At 68.6% G+C, this 21,508-nt stretch carries 21 protein-coding genes and 1 pseudogene; 13 read left to right on the forward strand and 9 right to left on the reverse strand.

Annotated elements, in window-relative coordinates; all coding sequences use genetic code 11:
- The first annotated feature begins 43 nt into the window (after positions 1-43).
- A complete protein-coding gene (locus ACWPXK_RS11925) occupies positions 44-1,945 on the forward strand; it encodes an alkyl/aryl-sulfatase (RefSeq protein ID WP_454196111.1) in 1,902 nt (633 codons plus the stop codon).
- Between the two features lie 129 nt (positions 1,946-2,074).
- Complete coding sequence (locus ACWPXK_RS11930; protein WP_454196112.1) at positions 2,075-2,437, forward strand: hypothetical protein; 363 nt, start codon at positions 2,075-2,077, stop codon at positions 2,435-2,437.
- Positions 2,438-2,830: 393 nt separating this feature from the next.
- Here the strand turns inward: ACWPXK_RS11930 and ACWPXK_RS11935 are convergent, their stop codons facing one another.
- Together ACWPXK_RS11935 and ACWPXK_RS11940 are read right to left on the reverse strand one after the other, a co-directional pair.
- On the reverse strand, positions 2,831-3,349 hold the full coding sequence (locus ACWPXK_RS11935; protein ID WP_454196113.1) for a DUF1990 family protein: 519 nt from the start codon (positions 3,347-3,349) through the stop codon (positions 2,831-2,833).
- Between the two features lie 249 nt (positions 3,350-3,598).
- Positions 3,599-4,048, reverse strand: a pseudogene (locus tag ACWPXK_RS11940) (M23 family metallopeptidase); the annotation flags it as partial.
- Between the two features lie 777 nt (positions 4,049-4,825).
- Between ACWPXK_RS11940 and rpsB the strand changes: the two are divergent.
- The 5 genes from rpsB to ACWPXK_RS11965 all read left to right on the forward strand — a co-directional run bounded on the left by rpsB (position 4,826) and on the right by ACWPXK_RS11965 (position 9,350).
- Positions 4,826-5,638: a 30S ribosomal protein S2 gene (rpsB, locus tag ACWPXK_RS11945; RefSeq protein WP_454196114.1), complete on the forward strand. Its 813-nt coding sequence runs from the start codon at positions 4,826-4,828 to the stop codon at positions 5,636-5,638.
- A 96-nt stretch (positions 5,639-5,734) separates the two neighbouring features.
- Positions 5,735-6,559, forward strand: a complete 825-nt coding sequence (tsf, locus tag ACWPXK_RS11950) for a translation elongation factor Ts (RefSeq protein ID WP_454196115.1) — start codon at positions 5,735-5,737, stop codon at positions 6,557-6,559.
- A gap of 193 nt (positions 6,560-6,752) precedes the next feature.
- Complete coding sequence (pyrH, locus tag ACWPXK_RS11955) at positions 6,753-7,481, forward strand: UMP kinase (protein WP_040780648.1); 729 nt, start codon at positions 6,753-6,755, stop codon at positions 7,479-7,481.
- A 51-nt stretch (positions 7,482-7,532) separates the two neighbouring features.
- Entirely contained in the window at positions 7,533-8,090 is a 558-nt protein-coding gene (gene frr / locus ACWPXK_RS11960) for a ribosome recycling factor (protein ID WP_067472498.1), read from the forward strand.
- Between the two features lie 411 nt (positions 8,091-8,501).
- Positions 8,502-9,350 carry a phosphatidate cytidylyltransferase gene (locus ACWPXK_RS11965; RefSeq protein ID WP_454196431.1) on the forward strand — a complete coding sequence of 283 codons (849 nt, stop codon included), beginning with the start codon at positions 8,502-8,504 and terminating at the stop codon, positions 9,348-9,350.
- A gap of 4 nt (positions 9,351-9,354) precedes the next feature.
- On the opposite strand, the gene ACWPXK_RS11970 is transcribed toward ACWPXK_RS11965, so the two are convergent.
- Complete coding sequence (locus ACWPXK_RS11970; protein ID WP_454196116.1) at positions 9,355-9,702, reverse strand: LapA family protein; 348 nt, start codon at positions 9,700-9,702, stop codon at positions 9,355-9,357.
- 110 nt (positions 9,703-9,812) lie between these two features.
- On the opposite strand from ACWPXK_RS11970, the gene rlmN reads away from it, so the two are divergent.
- Positions 9,813-10,922 carry a 23S rRNA (adenine(2503)-C(2))-methyltransferase RlmN gene (gene rlmN / locus ACWPXK_RS11975; protein ID WP_454196117.1) on the forward strand — a complete coding sequence of 370 codons (1,110 nt, stop codon included), beginning with the start codon at positions 9,813-9,815 and terminating at the stop codon, positions 10,920-10,922.
- A 28-nt stretch (positions 10,923-10,950) separates the two neighbouring features.
- Here rlmN and ACWPXK_RS11980 read toward each other — a convergent pair whose 3' ends face one another.
- A complete protein-coding gene (locus tag ACWPXK_RS11980; RefSeq protein WP_454196118.1) occupies positions 10,951-12,255 on the reverse strand; it encodes a tetratricopeptide repeat protein in 1,305 nt (434 codons plus the stop codon).
- 94 nt (positions 12,256-12,349) lie between these two features.
- Positions 12,350-13,978 carry a DUF4331 domain-containing protein gene (locus ACWPXK_RS11985; RefSeq protein ID WP_454196119.1) on the reverse strand — a complete coding sequence of 543 codons (1,629 nt, stop codon included), beginning with the start codon at positions 13,976-13,978 and terminating at the stop codon, positions 12,350-12,352.
- A gap of 157 nt (positions 13,979-14,135) precedes the next feature.
- Here ACWPXK_RS11985 and ACWPXK_RS11990 point away from each other — a divergent pair, with 157 nt between their 5' ends.
- Complete coding sequence (locus ACWPXK_RS11990; RefSeq protein WP_454196120.1) at positions 14,136-15,680, forward strand: HD domain-containing phosphohydrolase; 1,545 nt, start codon at positions 14,136-14,138, stop codon at positions 15,678-15,680.
- Positions 15,681-15,828: 148 nt separating this feature from the next.
- On the opposite strand, the gene ACWPXK_RS11995 is transcribed toward ACWPXK_RS11990, so the two are convergent.
- Complete coding sequence (locus ACWPXK_RS11995) at positions 15,829-16,419, reverse strand: TetR family transcriptional regulator (protein WP_454196121.1); 591 nt, start codon at positions 16,417-16,419, stop codon at positions 15,829-15,831.
- Positions 16,420-16,729: 310 nt separating this feature from the next.
- Between ACWPXK_RS11995 and ACWPXK_RS12000 the strand changes: the two genes are divergently transcribed.
- Positions 16,730-17,284: an RNA polymerase sigma factor gene (locus ACWPXK_RS12000; RefSeq protein WP_454196122.1), complete on the forward strand. Its 555-nt coding sequence runs from the start codon at positions 16,730-16,732 to the stop codon at positions 17,282-17,284.
- On the forward strand, positions 17,281-17,553 hold the full coding sequence (locus ACWPXK_RS12005; protein ID WP_454196123.1) for a hypothetical protein: 273 nt from the start codon (positions 17,281-17,283) through the stop codon (positions 17,551-17,553). Before ACWPXK_RS12000 ends, ACWPXK_RS12005 begins: the two co-directional genes overlap by 4 nt.
- Before the next feature lie 33 nt (positions 17,554-17,586).
- Here ACWPXK_RS12005 and ACWPXK_RS12010 read toward each other — a convergent pair whose 3' ends face one another.
- The gene (locus tag ACWPXK_RS12010; RefSeq protein ID WP_454196124.1) at positions 17,587-18,000 is read right to left on the reverse strand and encodes a DUF5997 family protein; all 414 of its coding nucleotides are present in this window, start codon (positions 17,998-18,000) and stop codon (positions 17,587-17,589) included.
- 128 nt (positions 18,001-18,128) lie between these two features.
- On the opposite strand from ACWPXK_RS12010, the gene ACWPXK_RS12015 reads away from it, so the two are divergent.
- A complete protein-coding gene (locus ACWPXK_RS12015; protein WP_454196125.1) occupies positions 18,129-19,046 on the forward strand; it encodes a LysR family transcriptional regulator in 918 nt (305 codons plus the stop codon).
- A 401-nt stretch (positions 19,047-19,447) separates the two neighbouring features.
- On the opposite strand, the gene ACWPXK_RS12020 is transcribed toward ACWPXK_RS12015, so the two are convergent.
- Together ACWPXK_RS12020 and ACWPXK_RS12025 are read right to left on the reverse strand one after the other, a co-directional pair.
- On the reverse strand, positions 19,448-19,762 hold the full coding sequence (locus tag ACWPXK_RS12020) for a hypothetical protein (protein WP_454196126.1): 315 nt from the start codon (positions 19,760-19,762) through the stop codon (positions 19,448-19,450).
- 139 nt (positions 19,763-19,901) lie between these two features.
- Positions 19,902-20,171, reverse strand: a complete 270-nt coding sequence (locus ACWPXK_RS12025) for a DUF2631 domain-containing protein (RefSeq protein ID WP_454196127.1) — start codon at positions 20,169-20,171, stop codon at positions 19,902-19,904.
- A 145-nt stretch (positions 20,172-20,316) separates the two neighbouring features.
- On the opposite strand from ACWPXK_RS12025, the gene dxr reads away from it, so the two are divergent.
- The gene (gene dxr / locus ACWPXK_RS12030) at positions 20,317-21,456 is read left to right on the forward strand and encodes a 1-deoxy-D-xylulose-5-phosphate reductoisomerase (RefSeq protein WP_454196128.1); all 1,140 of its coding nucleotides are present in this window, start codon (positions 20,317-20,319) and stop codon (positions 21,454-21,456) included.
- The last annotated feature ends 52 nt before the right edge of the window (positions 21,457-21,508 follow it).

Here is a 21,508-nt window from a genome sequence, read left to right on the forward strand (position 1 = left end):
GGCAGGGGACAGCATGGTTGGTCGACACGTGAGGAGGACGACAATGAGCACAGCGAGTGAGCCGAGCGGCTTCATCATCGCGGAGCACCAGCGTGCCGCCGCCGCGCTGCCATCGGACGACACCGCCGATCCCGCCGACGCGGAACGCGGATTCATCGCCGCGCTCGATCCCGGCGTGGTCACCTCCGAAGACGGAACCGTGGTGTGGGACAACGACTCCTACGCCTTCCTGCGGGAACCCTGCCCGGCGTCGGTCCATCCCAGCCTCTGGCGACAGTCCGGGCTGGTCCTGAAACAGGGCCTGTTCGAGGTCACGGAGGGCATCTACCAGATCCGCGGGCTGGACATCTCCAATATGACACTGGTCGAAGGGAAAACCGGTGTCCTGGTGATCGATCCACTGATCTCCGCGGAGACGGCGGCGGCGGGTCTCGCGCTCTACCGCGCGCACCGCGGCGACCGTCCGGTGACCGGCCTGATCTACACCCATTCGCACGCCGACCATTTCGGCGGCGCGTGGGGTGTCACGACCGCCGACGAGGTCGCGGCCGGCCGCTGTCCGGTGCTGGCCCCCGCGGGATTCCTGGAACATGCGGTGGCCGAGAACATTTACGCGGGCACGGCGATGGCGCGCCGTGCGGGGTACATGTACGGCGCTGTGCTGCCGCGCGGCCCGCTCGGCGCGGTGGGGGCCGGACTCGGCCAGACGACCTCGGTCGGCACCGTCACGCTGATCACCCCGACGGTCGACATCACCTCGACCGGACAGGAGGAGACGGTCGACGGGATACGGATGGTCTTCCAGCTCACGCCCGGCACCGAAGCGCCCGCGGAGATGAACTTCTACTTCCCCGACCGTCGCGCGCTGTGCATGGCGGAGAACGCGACCCACACCATGCACAACGTGCTCACGCTGCGCGGCGCGCTGGTGCGCGACGCGCACGTCTGGGCGAAGTACCTGACCGAGGCGATCAATCTCTTCGCCCGCGAGTCCGACGTGGTCTTCGCGTCGCATCACTGGCCCACCTGGGGCACGTCCCGGCTGGTGGAGTATCTCGCGCTGCAACGTGATCTATACGGGTACCTGCACGACCAGACCGTGCGGCTGCTGAACCAGGGGTACGTCGGCGCGGAGATCGCCGAAATGCTGACGCTGCCACCGGCCGTCGAGCAGGCGTGGCACGCGCGCGGGTACTACGGCTCGGTCAGTCACAACGTCAAGGCCATCTACCAGCGTTACATGGGCTGGTTCGACGGCAACCCCGCCCATCTCTGGGAGCACCCGCCGGTCGAATCCGCGCGGCGGCACGTCGAATTCATGGGCGGCGCGGACGAAGTGCTGCGCAAGGCGCAGGCCTCGTACGACGCCGGGGACTACCGGTGGGTGGCGCAGGTGCTCAACTACGTCATCTTCGCCGAGCCGGACAACGACGCCGCGAAGGAATTGCAGGCCAGCACCTTCGAGCAACTCGGTTATGGCGCGGAGAACGCGACCTGGCGCAACTTCTATCTCAGCGGAGCCTACGAGCTGCGCTACGGCTCGTTCGGCACGCCGACCAAGGCCGAATCGCCGACCGTGGCCGCCGCGCTGACCGTCGACCAGATCTTCGACGCCTTGGCGTTGCGCGTCGATGGGCCGAAGGCGTGGGACCATCGGCTGGTGACGGATTGGATCCTCACCGACGAGGACCGGACCCATCGGCTCGAACTGCGCAACGGGCGCCTCACCCACTTCGATGTCGCCCCCGGCATGACTCTCCCCGAACCCGACGCCATGTTCACCCTGACCAAGGCCACGCTGATCCGAGTGCTGTTGGCCGGCGAGGACTTCGGCGTCGCCGCGGCCGCCGGCGACATCGTCATCGACGGAGATGTCACCAAACTGGCCGAACTGGTCAACATCTTCGACGCGCCGGACCCCGATTTCGCCATCGTCACGCCGTAATTGTCGGCGCGTGCGTCATGTCGCTGCCCACTATTGGGGTCGGCCTGCAAAACCCGCGTGATCGATCGGCCGGGAGTATGCGCGGAAAATCGGTCGATCCCTGGCGAGCGTTTCCCTACCGTGGTGCTCATGTCCACCGAGTCGATCGACCGTCCTCCGTTGCGCGAGCGTCTGCGTGCGGGATTGTCCGCCGCCATGAAATCTCGTGACCGGGCGGCTGTTTCGGCGCTGCGCTCGGCGCTGGGCGCCGTCGACAACGCCGAGGCCGTTGACGTCGCCGAGCATCGGGCGGGTGCGCTGGAACGCAGCGCGACCGGGCTCGGTGTCGCCGAAGTCGCGCGGCGGGAACTGACCGAACAGGACGTCGAACGGATCGTGCGGGCGGAGGTCACCGAACGACTCACGGTCGCTGAACAATACGAGTCACTCGGCCAGACCGACCGCGCCGCGACACTGCACGCCGAGGCGAAGGCACTGACCGACCTGCTGTAACTCGTTGCACCGCCACGTTTCCGATCGGCCGGCTCAGGATCGAGCCGCCGGGTGATCTTGATTTCGACGCGGCGCAGAACCCCGTGGCGCGGCGGCCCCGGCGGTCGTGCCAATGGCCGAGCATGTGCCGAACAACCGTCCACGGTCGGCGGCCACCCCGCGTGCTCCACGCCGTGACTCTGGCGGAACGGGCACCCGGATAGGGAGGTCGAGGTCGGCGGCGATCTGCTGGGCGGCCGTGCGGGATCGCCGTCCTGCTCACCGACCAGGATCAGGCTGGTGATCGACAGTTGTGGTTGGCCGTCGCACCCGCGACGGGGTCGGCTCGGTGCGGTACGAGTCCACGCGACACGGCGAATCGCCCGGCGGATTCGAGCCGGTTGCGGACCGCGCTCAAACGGATGTCGGCAACGCCGCGATGTATCTGCCCGCGACGAATCGCTGGATGATGCGCACGACCGGTCCACCGAGTCGCGTGTACCAGGTTGCGGGGCGGGAGAACGCGATGACCAGCCCGTACACGGTTTCGTCGTCCGAATCGTATTCGACCGCGAACAGTTCCTCGCCCGCCTCCGGGTGCCCCGGCAACGTCCCATAGGCGAAACCTCGCCGGTCGGGTTCATCGAGCACGTACACCACGCGGCACGGCGCGGTGATCCCCACCGGACCGGCACCCAGCCGCACGGTGATGGCGCTGCCCGGCTCGGCCGTCGGGGTGTCGGCGTATCGGAAGATCCCGGTGCCCTTCTGCATCCGATACGCCAGGATCTCGGCGCCCGCGTGCTCGAACAACGCGCGCCCCCGGCCGATCGGACGTCGCAGCCGAAACCGGTGATACCCCTCGGGCAGCACACCCCTGGTCGCACCCACTTCGCGATACGTGAACGGTGGCCCGCCGCGCCCATCCTCCATGCGTCGATCTTCACCTCCCACGGTGCGGCCCCGCCACTTCGAACTTCGCCCCGGCGATTCGCCGCTCCCCGGGGTTCGGCCGCTGTCGAGCGCTGACGGCACCTACGGAAGCCCCGTATCGACGAAAGTGACCGGCCGGGCGCCCCGCGAACCTCTCGCTACGCGCCGGTGCTTCGCCGGACGAACGCATGGACGAGCTCGGCCGGAACGTCGTCGGCTGTCCCGGAATGACGACGCGGACGGCCTCGCCACGGGTTTGAGTCGCAGAGGAGTCAGACGGAGCAGGCCGAGCGGGTCCAGATATTCGCGCCCGTGACGCCCACCGCCCTCAGCACGCGCGCCCCAGTGCAGGCACGGCGTCGCGCAGCCCGGGTGACCGGACTCCAGCGCGCCGATTCTGGTGCCGCGCCCGACTCGCCTGCCCACCGGGACCTCGGCGCGGACCGGCTCGTAGGTCGTGCGAAGGCCGCCAGGATGATCAATCGACACGACGGGCTTGTCGGCCACCGTTCCCGCGAACACGACTATCCCTTCCCCCGCGGCGAGCACGGCCTGCCCCTCGGATCCGGCCAGGTCGACCCCGCGGTGCCCCGGCAGCCAGTCGTGCGCGGGCTTGTCGAAGCGCCGCACCACCGCGGGCCGCGGTTGCAGCGGCCAGCCGAACCGGCCCTCGGGTGCCGCGGTGGCCATCGGCTCCATCGAGACCACCGCGACGACGCCGAGTCCCACCACCGACGCGAGATGCCGACGTACCCGCGTGCCGTTCGACGGAGTCATCGGAACCCGGTCGAGACGGCCAGAGGAGCCATCCGGGCGGTACATGCGGATCCGGCCTGCTCACACGAGGAGACCCCTGATGACGCAGCCCTGGCGGCAGGACGCTCGCCCTCGGTGTCCGTGTCCGTGTCGGATTGCCGGAACCGGAACGGCGCGCGGCGCAGCAGTCCGGGTACGGATGGGAGGCAGACGGAACCCGCGCACGCCCCGGGCGCATATTCCGCGATGTATGGATGCGCCGCGACCGGTGGCGCGGTGACGAGGCCGAGGACGAACAACAGCGGGATCAGCAACGTCGTCGTTGTGGAGAGCGGTTTCATGCCTCCACTCTCCTGCGGCGCAGACGCTTCCGAGGGGGCGAATCGCGGAATGTGGATAACCTCCTCGCCTGTGAAAATTAAGTGTTCCACCTGGTCGAAGGCTTTGGATCGGACCGATTTAGGTCTGGCCGCCCCCAGGCCGTAAACTGATCGAGCGGTCTGTGCGTGCACGGACCGACTTCGCGCGCCACCCGTGCTTGTTCGTAACGGCGCTGTTCGATCGAGCTCAACAGCTTTTGGGTTCGCGGCAGCGCGTTCGGAACAGGGAATCGCCGGCTGGTCCCACCCTCGCGGTCGGGTCCGACGATTCGGCGGCGCCAGGGCAGCGGATCGCCGATTCGCTGCGTCAACCGGCAAATGAAAGAGAGATACGAGAGCTATGGCTGTCGTAACCATGAAGCAGCTGCTCGACAGCGGCGCGCACTTCGGGCACCAGACACGGCGCTGGAACCCGAAGATGAAGCGGTTCATCTTCACCGACCGCAACGGCATCTACATCATCGACCTGCAGCAGACGCTGACCTACATCGACAAGGCCTACGAGTTCGTCAAGGAGACCGTCGCCCACGGTGGCACCGTCCTCTTCGTCGGTACCAAGAAGCAGGCCCAGGAGTCGATCGCGGCCGAGGCGACTCGCGTCGGGATGCCCTACGTCAACCAGCGCTGGCTGGGCGGCATGCTCACCAACTTCTCCACCGTGCACAAGCGTCTGCAGCGCCTCAAGGAGCTCGAGGCCATGGAGCAGACCGGTGGCTTCGAGGGTCGCACCAAGAAGGAAATCCTCATGCTGACGCGTGAGATGAACAAGCTGGAGCGCACCCTCGGCGGTATCCGCGACATGCAGAAGGTGCCCTCGGCCATCTGGGTCGTCGACACCAACAAGGAGCACATCGCCGTCGGCGAGGCGCGCAAGCTCAACATCCCGGTCATCGCGATCCTGGACACGAACTGCGACCCCGACCTGGTCGATTACCCGATCCCGGGCAACGACGACGCGATCCGCTCCGCCGCCCTGCTCACCAAGGTCGTCGCCTCCGCGGTGGCCGAGGGCGTGCAGGCGCGTGCCGGTCTGTCCGCGGGCGACGAGAAGCCCGAGGCGGGCGCTGGCGAGCCGCTGGCCGAGTGGGAGCAGGAGCTGCTCGCGCAGGCCGCACCCGGCGCTGAGGCTGCCGAGACCTCGGCCGAGGCCTGAGACTCGTAACCAGCTGTTTCGGCGGCGATCACGAGCGAGTGCCATCGTGATCGCCGCTGTCAGAAACTCACACTTCTCAAAGGAGGCTCGCCGAGAATGGCGAACTACACCGCTGCCGATGTGAAGCGGCTCCGGGAGCTGACCGGCTCCGGCATGATGGACTGCAAGAACGCGCTGGCCGAGACCGACGGTGACTTCGACAAGGCCGTCGAGCTGCTGCGCATCAAGGGCGCCAAGGACGTCGGCAAGCGTGCCGAGCGGACCACCGCCGAAGGCCTCGTCGCCGCCAAGGAAGGCGTCATGGTCGAGATCAACTCCGAGACCGACTTCGTCGCGAAGAACGCGGAGTTCCAGCAGCTGGCCGAGCAGGTCGTCGCCGCGGCGGCGGCCGCAAAGCCCGCCGACCTGGAGACGCTCAAGGCCCTGGACCTGGGCGGCAAGACCGTCGACGAGGCCGTGCAGGCCCTCGCCGCGAAGATCGGCGAGAAGCTGGAGCTGCGCCGGGTGATCTCGCTGGACGGCCCGGTCGCCACCTACCTGCACAAGCGTGCCTCGGACCTGCCGCCCGCCGTCGGCGTGCTGGTCGAGTACACCGGTGAGGGCGACGCCGCGGCCGAGGCCGCTCGCGCCGCCGCCATGCAGGTCGCCGCGCTCAAGGCCAAGTACGTGACCCGCGACGAGGTTCCGGCCGAGATCGTGGAGAACGAGCGCCGCATCGCCGAGCAGACCGCTCGCGAGGAGGGCAAGCCCGAAGCCGCGCTGCCGAAGATCACCGAGGGCCGCGTGAACGGCTTCTTCAAGGACGTCGTGCTGCTGGAGCAGCCGTCGGTCACCGATTCCAAGAAGACCGTCAAGGCGCTGCTGGACGAGGCCGGTGTCACCGTCACCCGCTTCGCCCGCTTCGAGGTCGGCGCGAACTGATCGCCGCACCCACAGCGTGCAGGCCCCCCGTCGACCGAGCGAACACACCGGTTGACGGGGGGCCTTCTGCTGCCGCTCCAACCGAATAAGGCAGGATAGGTGCCGCTCCGCCTTGTTCTACGTCACAGGCGCCTGCCGCGCGCACCGATCGCCGGAACAACGACAATCCACCGCCGAAGGAGACTGGAGACCCATGACGGACCCGGGGACCGATCGCCCAGGATATCGCCGGGTGCTGCTCAAACTGGGCGGTGAGATGTTCGGCGGAGGCAAGGTCGGGCTGGACCCGGATGTGGTGCAGACGGTCGCCGAGCAGATCGCCGAGGTGGTCGCGACGGGCGTCCAGGTCGCCGTGGTGATCGGCGGCGGGAACTTCTTCCGCGGCGCCGAGCTCGAGGAGCGCGGCATGGAGCGCGCCCGCTCCGACTACATGGGTATGCTCGGCACGGTGATGAACAGCCTTGCGCTGCAAGACTTTCTGCAGCAGCAGGGCGTGGACACCCGGGTGCAGACCGCGATCACCATGGGGCAGGTCGCCGAGCCCTATCTCCCGTTGCGCGCCAAGCGGCACCTGGAGAAGGGGCGCGTGGTCATCTTCGGTGCGGGCATGGGCATGCCGTACTTCTCCACCGACACCACCGCCGCGCAGCGTGCCTTGGAGATCGGCGCGGACGTGGTCCTGATGGCCAAGGCGGTAGACGGCGTGTTCACCGCGGACCCGCGGGTCGACGAGACCGCGACCATGTATTCCGAGATCACCCACAAGGAGGTCATCGAGCGCGACCTCAAGGTCGCCGACGCGACCGCCTTCAGCCTGTGCATGGACAACCAGATGCCGATTCTGGTGTTCAATTTGTTGACCAAGGGCAATATCGCCCGCGCGGTCGCCGGTGAGAAGATCGGCACATTGGTTCGGTCCTGATACCCCGCGGACCGCGGATCATGACATGACGACGCTGTGGAGGAAACGGTCGTGATTGAAGAAGCGCTCTTCGACGCCGAGGAGAAGATGGAAAAGGCCGTCTCGGTGGCGAAGGACGATCTCGGAACCATTCGTACCGGTCGGGCGAATCCGGGCATGTTCTCCCGGGTCGTCGTCGACTACTACGGTGCGCCGACCCCGATCACCCAGATGTCCAGCATCACGGTGCCGGAGCCGCGCATGGTCGTGATCAAGCCCTACGAGGCGAACCAGCTCGGTCCGATCGAGACCGCGATCCGCAACTCGGACCTCGGTGTCAATCCGACCAACAACGGTGACATCATCCGGATCTCGGTGCCGCAGCTGACCGAGGAGCGCCGCCGCGAATTGGCCAAACAGGCCAAGGGCAAGGGGGAGGACGCCAAGGTCGCCATCCGCAATGTCCGCCGCAAGGCCATGGACGAGCTGGCGCGCATCCAGAAAGATGGCGAGGCGGGCGAGGACGAGGTCGGCCGCGCCGAGAAGGAACTCGACAAGACCACCGCCAAGTATGTCGGGCAGGTCGATGAACTGGTGAAGCACAAGGAAGCCGAGCTGCTCGAGGTCTGACGCAGACCGGCGGCATGAGCGAGCGAACAATGGACACAGCCGGGTACTGGCTCGTGCCGGAGCTCAGCGAGGCGCAGGCATGAGCACCGGCGCGTAGTCCGGTTGGCATGCGAAACCGAAGGCACGGGGAATGCCGCCAGGGGAACCAGCGGCATGAGCGGCAGGCCCGGAGGCGGTAGCTTGCGTAACCACGAAGGGCGCCGGAACGCCGCCGGTGCGACACAGCGGAGCGCCCGCCCGGGCGGGGGATGAACGGAACGACGAGTGAGCGACGGGACAATCGTGGCCGAGAACGCCGCCGCGACCGGTGCGGCCGAGGAGCCGCCGGTGAACGGTAGAGCCGATGCGAGGCAAGTGCACGCAAACGATGCCGGCACCCCCGAACCCCTAGCCACGTCCGAGGGCGATGCGGTGACCGCCCATCCCGATCCGGCATCGAGCGGTTCGCGGGCGGGCCGTAACCTGCCGGCCGCGCTGAGCGTCGGCCTCGGCCTCGGCCTGTCACTGATCGCGATCCTGCTGTTCGTGCCGAAGGTATTCATCGGTGTCGCGGCGGCCGGAGTGGGCGTGGCCACCTGGGAGGTCGCCAAGCGGCTGCGGGAAGCGGACGTGCTCGTTCCTCGGGTTCCGCTGATCCTCGGCGGCCAGGCGGTGTTCTGGCTCGGCTGGCCATACGGCGCGAGCGGTGTCACGGGGGCGTTCGCCGCCACCACGCTGGTCTGCATGGTGTGGCGGTTGTTCGACCACGGTCTGCGCAGCGCGCCGCGAAACTTCTTGCGGGACACCGCCATCACGGTCTTCACGCTGGCGTGGATCCCGCTGCTCGCTTCGTTCGCGACCCTGCTGCTGCTCGAGCCGGACGGCAACCTGCGGGTGCTGACCTTCATGATCCTGGTGGTCTGCTCCGATGTCGGCGGCTATGTGGCGGGCGTCCTGTTCGGCAAGCACCCGATGGTGCCCTCGATCAGCCCGAAGAAGTCGTGGGAAGGGTTCTGCGGCTCGCTGGTGTTCAGCGTGATCGGCGGTCTGCTGACGGTGACGCTGCTGCTGGAGGCCAACTCGATGATCGGCGTCGTCCTCGGCGTCGGTTTGGTGCTGGTGGCCACCTGCGGCGATCTCATCGAATCGCAGATCAAGCGGGAGCTCGGCATCAAGGACATGGGTACCCTGCTGCCCGGCCACGGCGGCATCATGGACCGCCTGGACTCCATGCTGCCTTCGGCGTTCGTTTCCTGGCTGGTGCTGTCCACCTTGATCTGAGCGTTCAGTGTTGCTTGGCTCGGCGGCGCAACTGCAGAATGCGCACGCCACCGACCGACGCCATGACCAGCGCGCCGCCGATCATCGACAGCAGCACCGTGACGCCGAGCGGAAGCGAGAACTCCCAGAAGAACAGATGCACGTGCACCTCATCGAGGTTTTGCACGATGAAGATCAGCAAGACGACCAGGATGAGGACGCCGACGACCAGCCCCGTCCAGGCGTAGCCGGTACGCGAGGACAGCGGCTTCTCGGTCGTGGCCGGGGGCTCGGATGCGCGGCCCGGCTGCGTGGTGCGCGGGTGCGCCAAGTCCGGATCCGGCTCCGGCATGTGGTCAGGGTGGTTGGACATAACTCGATCATTGCGGACCGCTATCACCGCCGCCGGGATTTCCCGGCAACGAACCGGGCATGTCGGGCCGACGTGGGGAAGGTTCGCGTGGATGGGACAATGGAGCAACTATGACGGTCTCCCTGCCCCTCGTTTTCGATGCACCGCGCCGCGGCATGCCGCCGCGCCATCTCGCCGACCTCGACGCCGAGGGCAGGCGCGCGGCCGTCGAGGAGCTGGGACTGCCGAAGTTCCGCGCCGATCAGATCGCCCGGCAGTACTACGCGCGGTTGCAGGCGGATCCGGCGCTGATGACCGATCTGCCCGCGCCGGTGCGCGCGAAGATCGCCGAGGCGCTGTTTCCGCCGCTGCTCACCGAGGTACGGCATGTGGTCTGCGATGAGGGCACCACCCGCAAGAGCTTGTGGCGCGCGGGCGATGGCACCCTGCTGGAAAGCGTGCTCATGCGCTACCCGGACCGCAACACCCTCTGCATCTCCAGCCAGGCGGGCTGCGGTATGGCCTGCCCGTTCTGCGCCACCGGCCAGGGCGGCCTGAACCGCAACCTGTCCACCGCCGAGATCGTCGACCAGGTGCGCGCCGCGGCCGCCGCGCTGCGGGACGGTGAGGTGGCGGGCGGCCCAGGCCGTCTGTCGAACATCGTGTTCATGGGCATGGGCGAGCCGCTGGCCAACTACAAACGCGTAGTCGCCGCCGTCCGCCGGATCACCTCGCCGGCTCCGGACGGTTTGGGCATCTCCCAGCGCAATGTGGTCGTCTCCACAGTCGGCTTGGCCCCCGCCATCCGCAAACTCGCCGACGAGGGCCTGTCGGTGACCCTCGCTGTCTCCCTGCACACCCCAGACGACGAGCTGCGTGACACACTGGTCCCGGTCAACAATCGCTGGCCGGTATCCGAAGTCCTCGATGCCGCAAGGTATTACGCCGACAAGACCGGACGTCGCATCTCGGTCGAATACGCCCTGATCCGTGACATCAACGATCACCCATGGCGGGCCGACATGCTCGGCGAAAAGCTGCACAAGGCCCTCGGCTCCCGGGTGCACGTCAACCTCATCCCGCTCAACCCCACCCCGGGCAGCAAGTGGGACGCCAGCCCCAAACCCGTTGAGCGCGAATTCGTCCGCCGCGTGGAGGCCAAGGGCGTCCCGTGCACCGTTCGCGACACCCGCGGCCAGGAGATCGCCGCCGCCTGCGGGCAGCTCGCCGCCGAAGGCTGAGGCGGCACCGGCGGTGAGCTCCGCCGCGTCATCGAGAGATGAGTGAGTCGAGGGCTCGTTGGGCGCGGGGCGAGTGCAGGGGTGAGAAGTAGGGGTTGGTCCGCAGCGCATCGGTCAGCGCGGCGGCGGCCGCGTCGGTGCGGCCGAGCGCCGCGAGGATCATGCCGCGATGGTAGGCGAGGGCCGCGCTGCGCCAGCCCAGGGCGGCTGCGCGGTCGGCGTAGACGATCGCTTCATCGTTGCGGCCGGCCTTGTGCAGTGCCCAGGCGAGCGCGTCGGCGGTGAGGATGCTCTGGCGGCGGTCGAATTCCAGCCGCGCCAGCCGCGCCGCCTCCATGGGATCGCCGTGGTCCGCGGCGAGCAGGGCGGCGTCCAGGTACTCGGTGGCTCCCTGCTCCTCGAGCCGCCGGAACTGGTCGGCGACCTCGTGATACTTGGCGGCCGCCGCATCGGGTCGACCCGCTGAGTCGAGCAGCTCGCCGAACTCGATCAGGTACTCCGGCAGCGGCGCCTGGGTGGTCAACGCCGTGTAGTGCGTGATCGCCTGTTCGACATCGCCGCGAGCGGCGAGCACTTCGGCGGTGCCCTGCAACAGTGCGGCATTGTCCGGGTTCGCCAGAAGACCTGCCCGGTAGTGGTTTTCGGCCTCGTCGAGGTTGCCGGTGTTGAACGCGAGTTCGCCGAGGTGGTAGCGACAGAAGGCGATCTGGTCGGCGGTGGTGGCGGCGGCGAGAGCCATCTGCAGCGCCGCCCGGGCGTCGTCGGTGCGGCCGTGCAGTTCGAGGTCGTAGGCGGCGCGGGTGAACGACGGGACACCGGGACGCAGGTCGAGCATCCGTTGCACAGCCGCGGTGGCGGCGTCGGCCGCGCCGAGCTGGGTCAGTGCGTCGATCAGGATGCCGTAGACGTCGGCACTGTTCGGCCGCAGCGCGAGGGCTTGTTCGGCGTAACCGCGAGCGGCGGTGAAGTCGTGCCTGGCATTGGCCAGCGCGCCGAGCCCGATCAGCGCTTCGGCATTCTCCTCGGGCTTCAGCTCCAGCGATCGATCCAGCGCCCGCTGCGCCTGGCCGTAGTTCTCCGGATCTCCGGTGATGCGGGCGAATTCGACGTAGGCGGCGCCCAGCGCGGCCCAGCCGGTCGCATTGCCCGGCAAGCGATCCAGTTGCTCCCGCATCTGCACGAGCTGCGCGGCCAACGGATCGGCGGGGACCGGATCGGTGGGCGATGACTTCTCTGGCAATACCGCGGTCGCCCCCACAATGACGGCGATCAGCCCGATCAGGAGGAGCGCGAGTACGGGCTGGCGGCGTACACGGGAAAGTATTTCGGACATGTCGAGACCTCGAGTGGTGCGTAGTGAACGAAGGGTGGTGAGTGCCCGTCTGGCGGGATCGCATCTGGTCCGATCCCGCCACCCGGATCGCGTATCAGGCGCTCGGTGAGTCGAGTGCCGTCGCCCGGCTCGCCCGGCGTCGCCTCAGCAGCCAGCCGCCGCCTGCGATCAGTGCCGCGGCACTGGCACCGCCAGCGGCGAGCGGCATCCATGGCATACCGTCGTCGCCCTGCGTCGCCGCGGCGGGTCGGGTTGCGCCCGTCGACTGCCCAGGCGCGGTCGTGCCCTTCGCCGGCAGCGCGACATAGGGGAAGCTGCTGGAGAACGACGCGTCGTTGGTGTCGACCTTGTCTCCGGTGGCAAGCGCGTCGACCAGCTTGCCGGTCTGCGCCGCACCTTCCACGGCCTGCAGCGCGATATCGACCACGTCGTCGGTCAATCGCCGGCCGTTGGGGAATCCTTGCAGGTCACCGGCGAGTACGCCGAGCCGGTTGGGTTGAGCCGTCAGCGGCACCGACATGTTCAGCCGCAGCATCTCCGACGGCCGGAACGCCGCGGAATTGGCATCGGCGTTGAGGATCTGCGAGTTCAGGTCGGCCTGGATGGGCGGCGCGCTGCCATCCAGGGTCGGCGCCTTCTTCGCGATCCCGGTGAGGAAGATCTCCACCAGATCGTTGCGCGGAGTGGCGGGTGCGGGCACCTTGTAGATCGACTCGATCAGCCGCGGTAGCTCGGGTTCGGTGACCCGCTCGACCACCTGGGGAATCCCGGCGTCGCCGACCGGCTCGAGTCCGTTGAACGCGTCTTTCAGCCCGACCGGGACGACCACCTCGTTCACGAGCGGGTTGCCGAGCCGCGACACCTGCACCGACGCACCGACCGGCGTGGCGGCGCCGGGGCTGAGCTGCAGCGTGCGGCGCTCGGTGTCACTCCACACCCCGATCACCGGATTGCGCGCCGGGTCGTTCTTCAGCGCGAGCTCGCGCATCGGCACCTGCAGCACAATGGTGTTGACGTTCTTCCCGGCGAGCGTGTCGGTGCCGACCTCGGACAGGTCACCGCCGTAGAGCAGGTCGAACACCCGCAGGTCGAGGAAGAACGGGTCCTCCGCGGCGCCGGCGTACACGGTGCCGCCGCCCGGCAGATTCTCGGTTGCCTGCTTGCGCAACTCGCCGTAGTCGGGCATCGAGGCCGGACCGGTGTACGACGGAGCCGCCTGGCCGTGCGCGATCGGGCGCCAATCGTTCGCTCCGTGGCTGACCGACACGGTGTAGTTCTGACGGAACAGCAGGTTCTCGTCGTTCAGGCCGGTGACCGGGCCGTTGTTGTAGAGGAAAGTGCCCGCGCCGCGCCGATCGTCGGTCGTGAAGGTGACGCGGTAGCTGATGTCCGGCTTCGCGTTGCCGTCGTTGTCGATGTTGATGTCGTAGTTGGCCTCGGTGGCCCACGGGTAGAAGTTCGGGCCGCCGTCGGGCTCCTGCAGGCCGAACCAGTTGGCGACGATCGTCACTGTGTCGGGCTTGTCCGGGCTGACGAACGCGTAGACGTCGGTGTTGTCCACCGCCGGATCGGCGGCGATCAATGGGGCCTCGCGGTGGCTGGAAGCGCCGGCGGCCGGCAGCGCGAGGCCGCCCACCGTGCCGCTGAGCACAGTGACACCGGCAGCTATCAGTGCGCCGGCGGCGCGGCGTCGAACGCCACGCCGAGGTGATGATCGGGACATGGGATTTCCTTCGATTGGTGCAATTGACGATGCAGCCAATGGTCGGCGCTCGACCGGTCCGGCCACATCGGTCGATCGACCTATCCCTGGGAGGACCGAGCGCGCATCCATTCGATGAATTGGGACGCGCTGCCGTGCGGCGAACTACCGTGGGAGGGTGTCGATCCCGCCCGCCTCCATCCGGGTCACCGAGGTTCTCGCCGCGCTGTCGCTCACGACCGACCTCGCGACCGGGGCGCCGTTCGAGAAGGGCTTGGCGACCTGCCTGATAGCCACCGCCCTCGCGGAACAGATCGGTCTGGACGAGGCGGACCGGCGGACGGTCTTTCACGCTGCGCTGCTCGGTGCGGTGGGCTGCACCAGCCGCGCCTCGGAAAACGCGGCGTCGTTCGCCGACGACATCGCCTTCCAGCGGGCCTACCACGTGCTGGATCCGGGTGATACGCCGATCTTCGCGGCGCAGCTGGCGCAGTTCGGCTCGTGGGCGCCCGACAGCCGGACAGTGCTGCGCGACCGGTACGTCACGACAGCACCGAAGCAAGCGGCTTCAGCAGTCCGGTCGGTGTGCGAAGTCAGCCGTGCCCTCGGTCCCCGTCTCGGGCTGCCCGAGGCGGCGGTGGTGGCGCTCACCGAGGTGAAGGAGCGTTGGGATGGCCTCGGTGCACCGCAACAGCTCGCGGGTGAGGCGATTTCGCTGACCGGGCGGATCGTGCACGTCGCCGAGCAGGCGGTGCTCGCCGCGGCCGAGCGGGGCCGCCACGGCGCGGCGGCGGAGCTGCGCCGACGCGCCGGCGGGCATCTCGACCCCGAACTGGTGGCTCTGTTCGCCGCCGACGCGGACGCCGTGTGGGACTGCCTCGATGTACCGGACATGCTCACTGCCGTGGTCGACGGGGAACCCGGTATGCCGCTGCGCATCCGGCCCGGTGAACGACTCCAGCTGTGTCTGGCTCTCGCGATCGTCGTGGACCTGAAAGGGCGCTGGCTGCTCGGGCATTCGGGGCATGTCGCCGATCTCGCGGGCGGGGCGGCCGAACTGTGCGGGATGGACCCCAGCGATCGGGACGCGTTGCGCGCCGCGGCACTGGTGCACGATATCGGCCGCGCCGGGGTGTCCAGCGCGATATGGGATCGACCCGGCCCGCTGGGGCCCGGCGACTGGGAACGTGTTCGGCTGCATACGTACTGGACCGAGCGGGTACTGAGACGCTGCCCCGGACTTGCCGATCTGGCGGATCTCGCCGCAGGTCATCACGAGCGTCTCGACGGCAGCGGCTATCACCGGGGTGTAAGGGGGCGTGACCTCTCCAGGTCGGCCCGGATCCTTGCCGCGGCCGACGTTTTCGCGGCGCTCACCGAGCCGCGGCCGCACCGTCCCGCTTTCTCCCTCGACGAAGCCGCCCGCGAACTCTTGGACGCCGCCTCGGCGGGAACCCTCGACCGGGAGGCATGCGCCGCGGTGGTGGAGGCGGCCGGATTGCGCAAGCCGCGCACCGACCTGCCCTGCGGCCTCACCGAACGCGAGCTCGACGTGCTACGGCTGGCCGCGCGCGGACTGTCGAACCGGCAAATCGCCGCGCAATTGGTGCTGTCCGAGCGCACCGTGGGTCACCATCTCGCGCACATATACGACAAGACCGGTCGCCGCACCCGCGCCGGGGCCGCGGTCTTCGCGATGGAACACGGGCTGCTGCCGGAGTAGGCCGATCGACCGGCGTGACCGAGCGATTCAGATGCCGAACGGTGCTGCGCAGCGGACGGTTCCGCCGGAGAGCGGGTGTGCCGGATCGAGGGTGAGGCGCTCTTTCGTGTTCGAGGGCCGTGCGCACGATGCGGGCGGACGGGGCTGTTCAGATGGTGTGAGTGCGCAGCACGATTCCGGCGGCTTCCGCGGCCAAGTCCTCGGCGTACCGCGGAATGGGCGCACCGGACCGCATATGCCGGCGTACGACCGAGTACGGCAGGTCCACCATCACCATCGTGACGAGCTCGCGGCCTCGGCTGTGGTCGAGGCCGAGGCGCCGCGTGAGATCGCGCACGCCGCGCATGACGCGGCGATTCGCGCGCTGCAAGCGCTGTTGCTGCTCCTGCGGCCATTGGGGTTCCTCGAAGTCGGCGGAGCTGTACAGCAGGATGGCGGCATCGAGCGGATTCTCGCGGCACCACGCGACGATGTGCCGGGCGCCCGCCACGGCGGCCGCATGTGCGTCGGTGGCGTCGATGGCGAGGAGGAATCCCTCGTGGAAGCGATCGAGCGCGCGAAGCCAGAGCGCCGCCAGCAAGGCCGGGCGATTCGGGAAGCGATGGTAGACCGAGCCGCTCGGCGCACCGGCGAGACGCGCCACCGCCGTCATCGTGACACTGCCCGGCCCGGATGCGGCGGCCAGTTCGGCGGCCGCGTCGAGCAAGCCGTCCGTGTCATGCACGGCTGGTCTACCCATGCGAGTCCGTCCGGACGCCGGTGTTGGTCCGCTGGCCATCGAAGGACCACCTCCCAGATTTAGAGATCATCCTCTAGAACCAGATTAGAGCACGCCTTCCAGAACGCTGAAACCAGGCGGCCGCTTCGTCAGTCATGCGATCGGCTGGGGGAGAAGTGAATCCTTTCGCGATTCCGAGCCTCTCATGTTCGTGTCAGCACGTCGGCTGGCACGGGACAGGAGGTTGTCGTGATCATTGCCGCCGTTGCCGTGGGTGTTGTACTGGTGTGTGCCTGCAGTATCGCCGTGTTGCGCAGGAAGGGGCGGACCCGTGGTTGAGACGATCTGGCCGGACGCGGACTTGGTCGCTTCGGCGCGCGACGGTGACGTCGGATCGATCGCCGCGCTGGTGTCCGGCTCGCATCCGCATGTGCGCCGATTCGCCTACTCGCTGTGTGCCACCCCGGAGGACGCCGAGGACGCCGCGCAGGAGGCGTTGATCGTCCTGTATCGCAAGATCGGCACCTTACGCGCCTCGGGCGCGCTGGTGTCGTGGATGTTCCGCATCGTCCGCAACGAATGTCTGCGGCAGTTGCGGCTGCGCACTCGGCAGATCGAGTCCCCGCTGGACTGCGCCGTGTCATCCGCCGAGGAGCAAGCCATCCGCGCCTGGGAGACCGAGCGGGTGGCCGCCGCCATCGCGGCGCTGCCCGACGACCAGCGGCGGGTGCTGATCATGCGCGACGTTCAGGGCTACAGCGGACGAATGGTCGCCGATTTGCTCGGCCTGAGTACCGCGGCGATGAAGTCGCGGCTGCACCGGGCCAGGGCCGCGGTCCAGCGCAGCCTGCGGGACGTATCCGAGCCGGGCGAGGAAGCGGCGTGACCGGCGAGCGCGGCTTCGCCAGTGCGTCCGTGCCGCGCCACCTACTGCGCGGGCTGGCCGGATTCGGCGCGGTGATAGCGGCTTTCGCACTGTATCCGCTGGCCGGGTTCGTGAGCTTGCTGCTGGTGCCGGTCGGAATGGTCGCGCTACGCGGCTGCCCGACCTGCTGGGCTATCGGACTCGTCCAGACGATCTCACGTGGCCGCCTGCGCCGGTCCTGCGACGACGGACACTGCACGCTGGTCAGCGCCGGTAGTCGAGGCGGCTAGAGTGTCGCCCATCGCACGGCCGGAGCCTGCCTGCTAGCCGCGGTTCTTGGCCGGGCGGTTGGTGGCGGCGCGGCGCTCGGCTTCTTTCGCTTCGATGCGTGCGTTCTCCGCGCGGACCGCGGCGTAGTTCGCACGTTCGCGAAGCAGCCATTCCGGCGGGTCGGCGAGCAAGGCGCCGATTTCCTCGGCGGTGAGGGTCTCGGAGACCTGGGCGCGGACCAGACCGGCGTTGGAGACGCCGAGTTTGCGGGCCAGTACGTCGCGAGGGAACGGGCCGGTGCGGCGCAGTTCGGTGAGCCATCCGGGTGGATCGTTGCGCAGCGCTTCGAGCTGGGCGAAGGAGATCGGCGCGCTGCGGAACTCCTCGGGCGCAGCCGGAAGGTAGATGCCGAGCTTGTTCGCCGCCGTCAACGGCTTCATCGTCTGCGATTTCTTTTCCGGACTCACCAATGCAGCTTAACGGGCGCCGCCGAGCGAGTTCCGTCCACGGCCCGCGCGTCTGGGCTGGGTTTCCCGAGGTAGCCGATCCGGCGGCGCGGGCGGACCCGATCGGACGGTGGCATACGCTTCCAGGAGTGAGCCGGTTGGAGTCGATCGATGTCGTGCGTTTGCGCTGGTTCGTCGCGGTCGCGGAGGAGTTGCACTTCGCGCGGGCCGCGAAGGCGCTGCGCATCTCGCGACAGAAGTTGAGCCGGACCGTCATCGATCTGGAAAACGAGCTCGGGACAAAGCTTTTCGTGCCCGGCGCGCAGCCGACCCAGCTGAGCGATGACGGGCGGGAGTTCCTCGAGCAGGCGCGGGCGATCATCGAGCGTGCCGAGTCCGCGGCTGACGAGCAGCCTCAGGCGGGTGCGGTACTTCGGGTGGGCTTCGTACCCGGCGTCACCGTCTCGAAGTGGACGAGGATTTGGGGCGAGCGGTTCCCTGAGACCCCGCTCGAGGTCATCGCGCTGGCGCAGGCCGACCAAGAGGTGGCGCTGCGCGGGGGCCAGGTCGACATGTGCTTTGTCCGGCTGCCGATCGACCGGGAGGGTATGAGCGCCGTCCCGCTCTACCGGGAGGTCCCGGTCGCCGTGGTGCAGAAGGAACATCCGATCTCGGTGTTCGACGAGGTGCGCATGGCGGATCTAGCCGACGAACATCTCCAGGACACCTCGGACGTCGACACGGTCGCGGGTGCGCTGGAACTCGTCGCCGCGGCGGGTGGGGCGGCCATCGTGCCGCATTCGCTCGCCCGCCTGCACCACCGCCGCGACCTCGTCTACCGCACGCTGGTCGATGTTCCCGAGACGGAGATCGCCCTCGCCTGGCCCACGGACGGCACCACCGACCTGGTCGAGGAGTTCATCGGTGTGGTCCGCGGCCGGTCCGAGCGCAGCTCGCGCGCACCTGCCCGCGCGAAGAACCCGGAGCCGCAGAAGAAGTCTCCGGCCGAACGCAGGGGCGGCCGTCCGAACCCGGCGAAGAAGCCCGCCCGGCGACGCGGGCGGTAGTCGGGATCCGGCTCGCCGGTAGTCGCTCGGAATTCGACGCGGGATCGGCGACCGAACCGTGCCGCCGCTCGCGGGCCCCGCCGCTGGCCGAGTCGCCGCGGGCCGGCGCCGGTTGCTTGCGCAGCCGACCGGGTGCCGACCCTGGCGGACGAGTTCGGCAACCGCGCCCCTGTCCGTCGCACGTTGCCGCTGCTCGAGCTGCCTGTTGCCGCTGCGCGGTGGTGATGCCCTCGTGCTGCTGGCACGTTCGCCCGCCGTGCCCGGGCCGGAAGACGATCAGATCGAGTGTGCGCTCCGGGGCGCAGGGGGCTCTCGGCGAAGTCCTGAGTGCGTCGGATTCGTGCGGGACGAAACCCGTCCTGATCGGCGGCGCGAACAAGACGGTCCGCGCCGCCTGTCGATCAGCCTTTGCAGACCCGGTTGAGTTCGTCGGTCGCGGCATCCATGCTGGTGACGTTCTCGTCGGTGAGGGCGCGGGCGTACGCGGCGATGGCGTCCTTCTCGGCGCCTTCGGCGGCGATGGCGGAGAGCTTGGCGGCGAGGGACTGCTGCACGGTGGGGTCCAGATTGCCACCCGACTCGTCGATGGCGGCGTTGATCGCGTCGATGGCCGCGCCGCATGCCGGTGACTGGGCGTGGGCGGGCGCCGCGGGCAGCAGGAGCAGGGAGCCGATGGCGCTCGCCGAGAGCAGGGCGGCCGAACAAGTCTTGATCATTGCGTCCTAAGCATCGTGGGAACGGAAACCGGGGTCGGCGACCCGGTCGGGACGCGGACCCCGGACGCACACGGTACCGGACACGGCCGTCGCTATCGGACGAATGAAATTGTGCGAGAAGACTTTTCGTACCGCGGAATTAGCGCGGCTTGCGCTGCAACCACGAGTCGCGAATCAGGATGCCCACGATCGAGACGGCGAAACCGACCAGGAAGATGTTCTCGACCTGGCCGCTGTGGTTGCCGATCAGCATGGCCAGCAGGATCAGCGCGACGATCCAGCCCGCGATCCGGAAGGTGCGCCGCGACTCGCCGCTCCAACCCCAGGCGGCGGAGGGAACTTCGGCGGGATCCACGCGAGTGACGATGCCGCGCTCGGTGTCGGCGTGTTCGAGTTCCGTGGCGGCCACGATCGCTCCTTAGCTGTTTCCTGTACCGGGTTTCCGGTACGCACTCGATGAGCTACTGCCGCATATCGTGACATACGACGGTGCGTCGTTGTAAGTCGGCCCGCGCCCGTCGAACGCGTTTTCGGCGGTAGGACAGAATGAGGTCGTGTCCGACATCGTCAGAGTCCTGCTGCTGGGCAGCACCGGATCCATCGGGACCCAAGCGCTCGAGGTGATCGCCGCCAATCCCGACCGCTTCGAGGTGGTCGGACTCGCCGCGCGCGGCGGCAACACCGAGCTGCTCGCCGCCCAGATGGCCGCCACCGGCACGCGCAACGTCGCCGTCGCCGATCCGTCCGCGGCGCGGCAGCTGGACCTGCCCCTGGGCGGTCCAGGGTCGGTGACCGAGCTGGTGCGTCGCACCGAGGCGGACGTCGTGCTCAACGCCCTGGTCGGCTCGCTCGGACTGGAACCAACCCTCGCCACCCTCCAATCGGGCACCCGCCTGGCCCTGGCGAACAAGGAATCCCTGGTAGCGGGCGGTTCCCTGGTGACACGCGCCGCCGCCCCCGGCCAGATCGTCCCGGTCGACTCCGAGCATTCCGCGCTGGCACAGTGCCTGCGCGGCGGGCGCGCCGAAGAGGTCGATCGGCTGGTGCTGACCGCGTCCGGCGGCCCGTTCCGGGGCTGGACCGCGGACATGCTCGAATCGGTCGATCCCGCCGCGGCCAAGGCGCATCCCACCTGGTCGATGGGCCTGATGAACACGCTGAACTCGGCCTCGCTGGTGAACAAGGGACTCGAGCTGATCGAGACACACCTGCTGTTCGGGATTCCCTACGACCGCATCGACGTCACCGTGCACCCGCAGTCGATCGTGCACTCGATGGTCACCTTCACCGACGGCTCCACGCTCGCCCAGGCCAGCCCGCCGGACATGAAGCTGCCCATCGCGCTGGCCCTCGGCTGGCCGGACCGGGTGCCCGGCGCAGCCGCGGCCTGCGATTTCGGTACGGCGTCCACTTGGACGTTCGAGCCGGTCGACAACGAGGTCTTCCCGGCCGTCGAGCTGGCCCGCGCGGCCGGGCAGGCGGGCGGCAGCGTCACCGCGGTCTACAACGCCGCGAACGAGGTGGCGGTGCAGGCTTTCCTGGATGGCGCCATCCGCTTCCCGCAGATCGTGCGGACGGTGGCCGCCGCGGTCGAGGCGGCCGATCAGTGGCGCACCGAGCCGGACTCGCTCGACGAGGTCCTCGCCGCCGACTCCTGGGCCAGGGAATTCGCCGCCGCACGGGTCCGCGGCTGACCTGGCGGCCGGATCGGACGCGCGGAGCGACCACGTCCTGGCACACTGAAGA

The sequence above is a fragment of the Nocardia sp. Marseille-Q1738 genome (assembly GCF_965283145.1).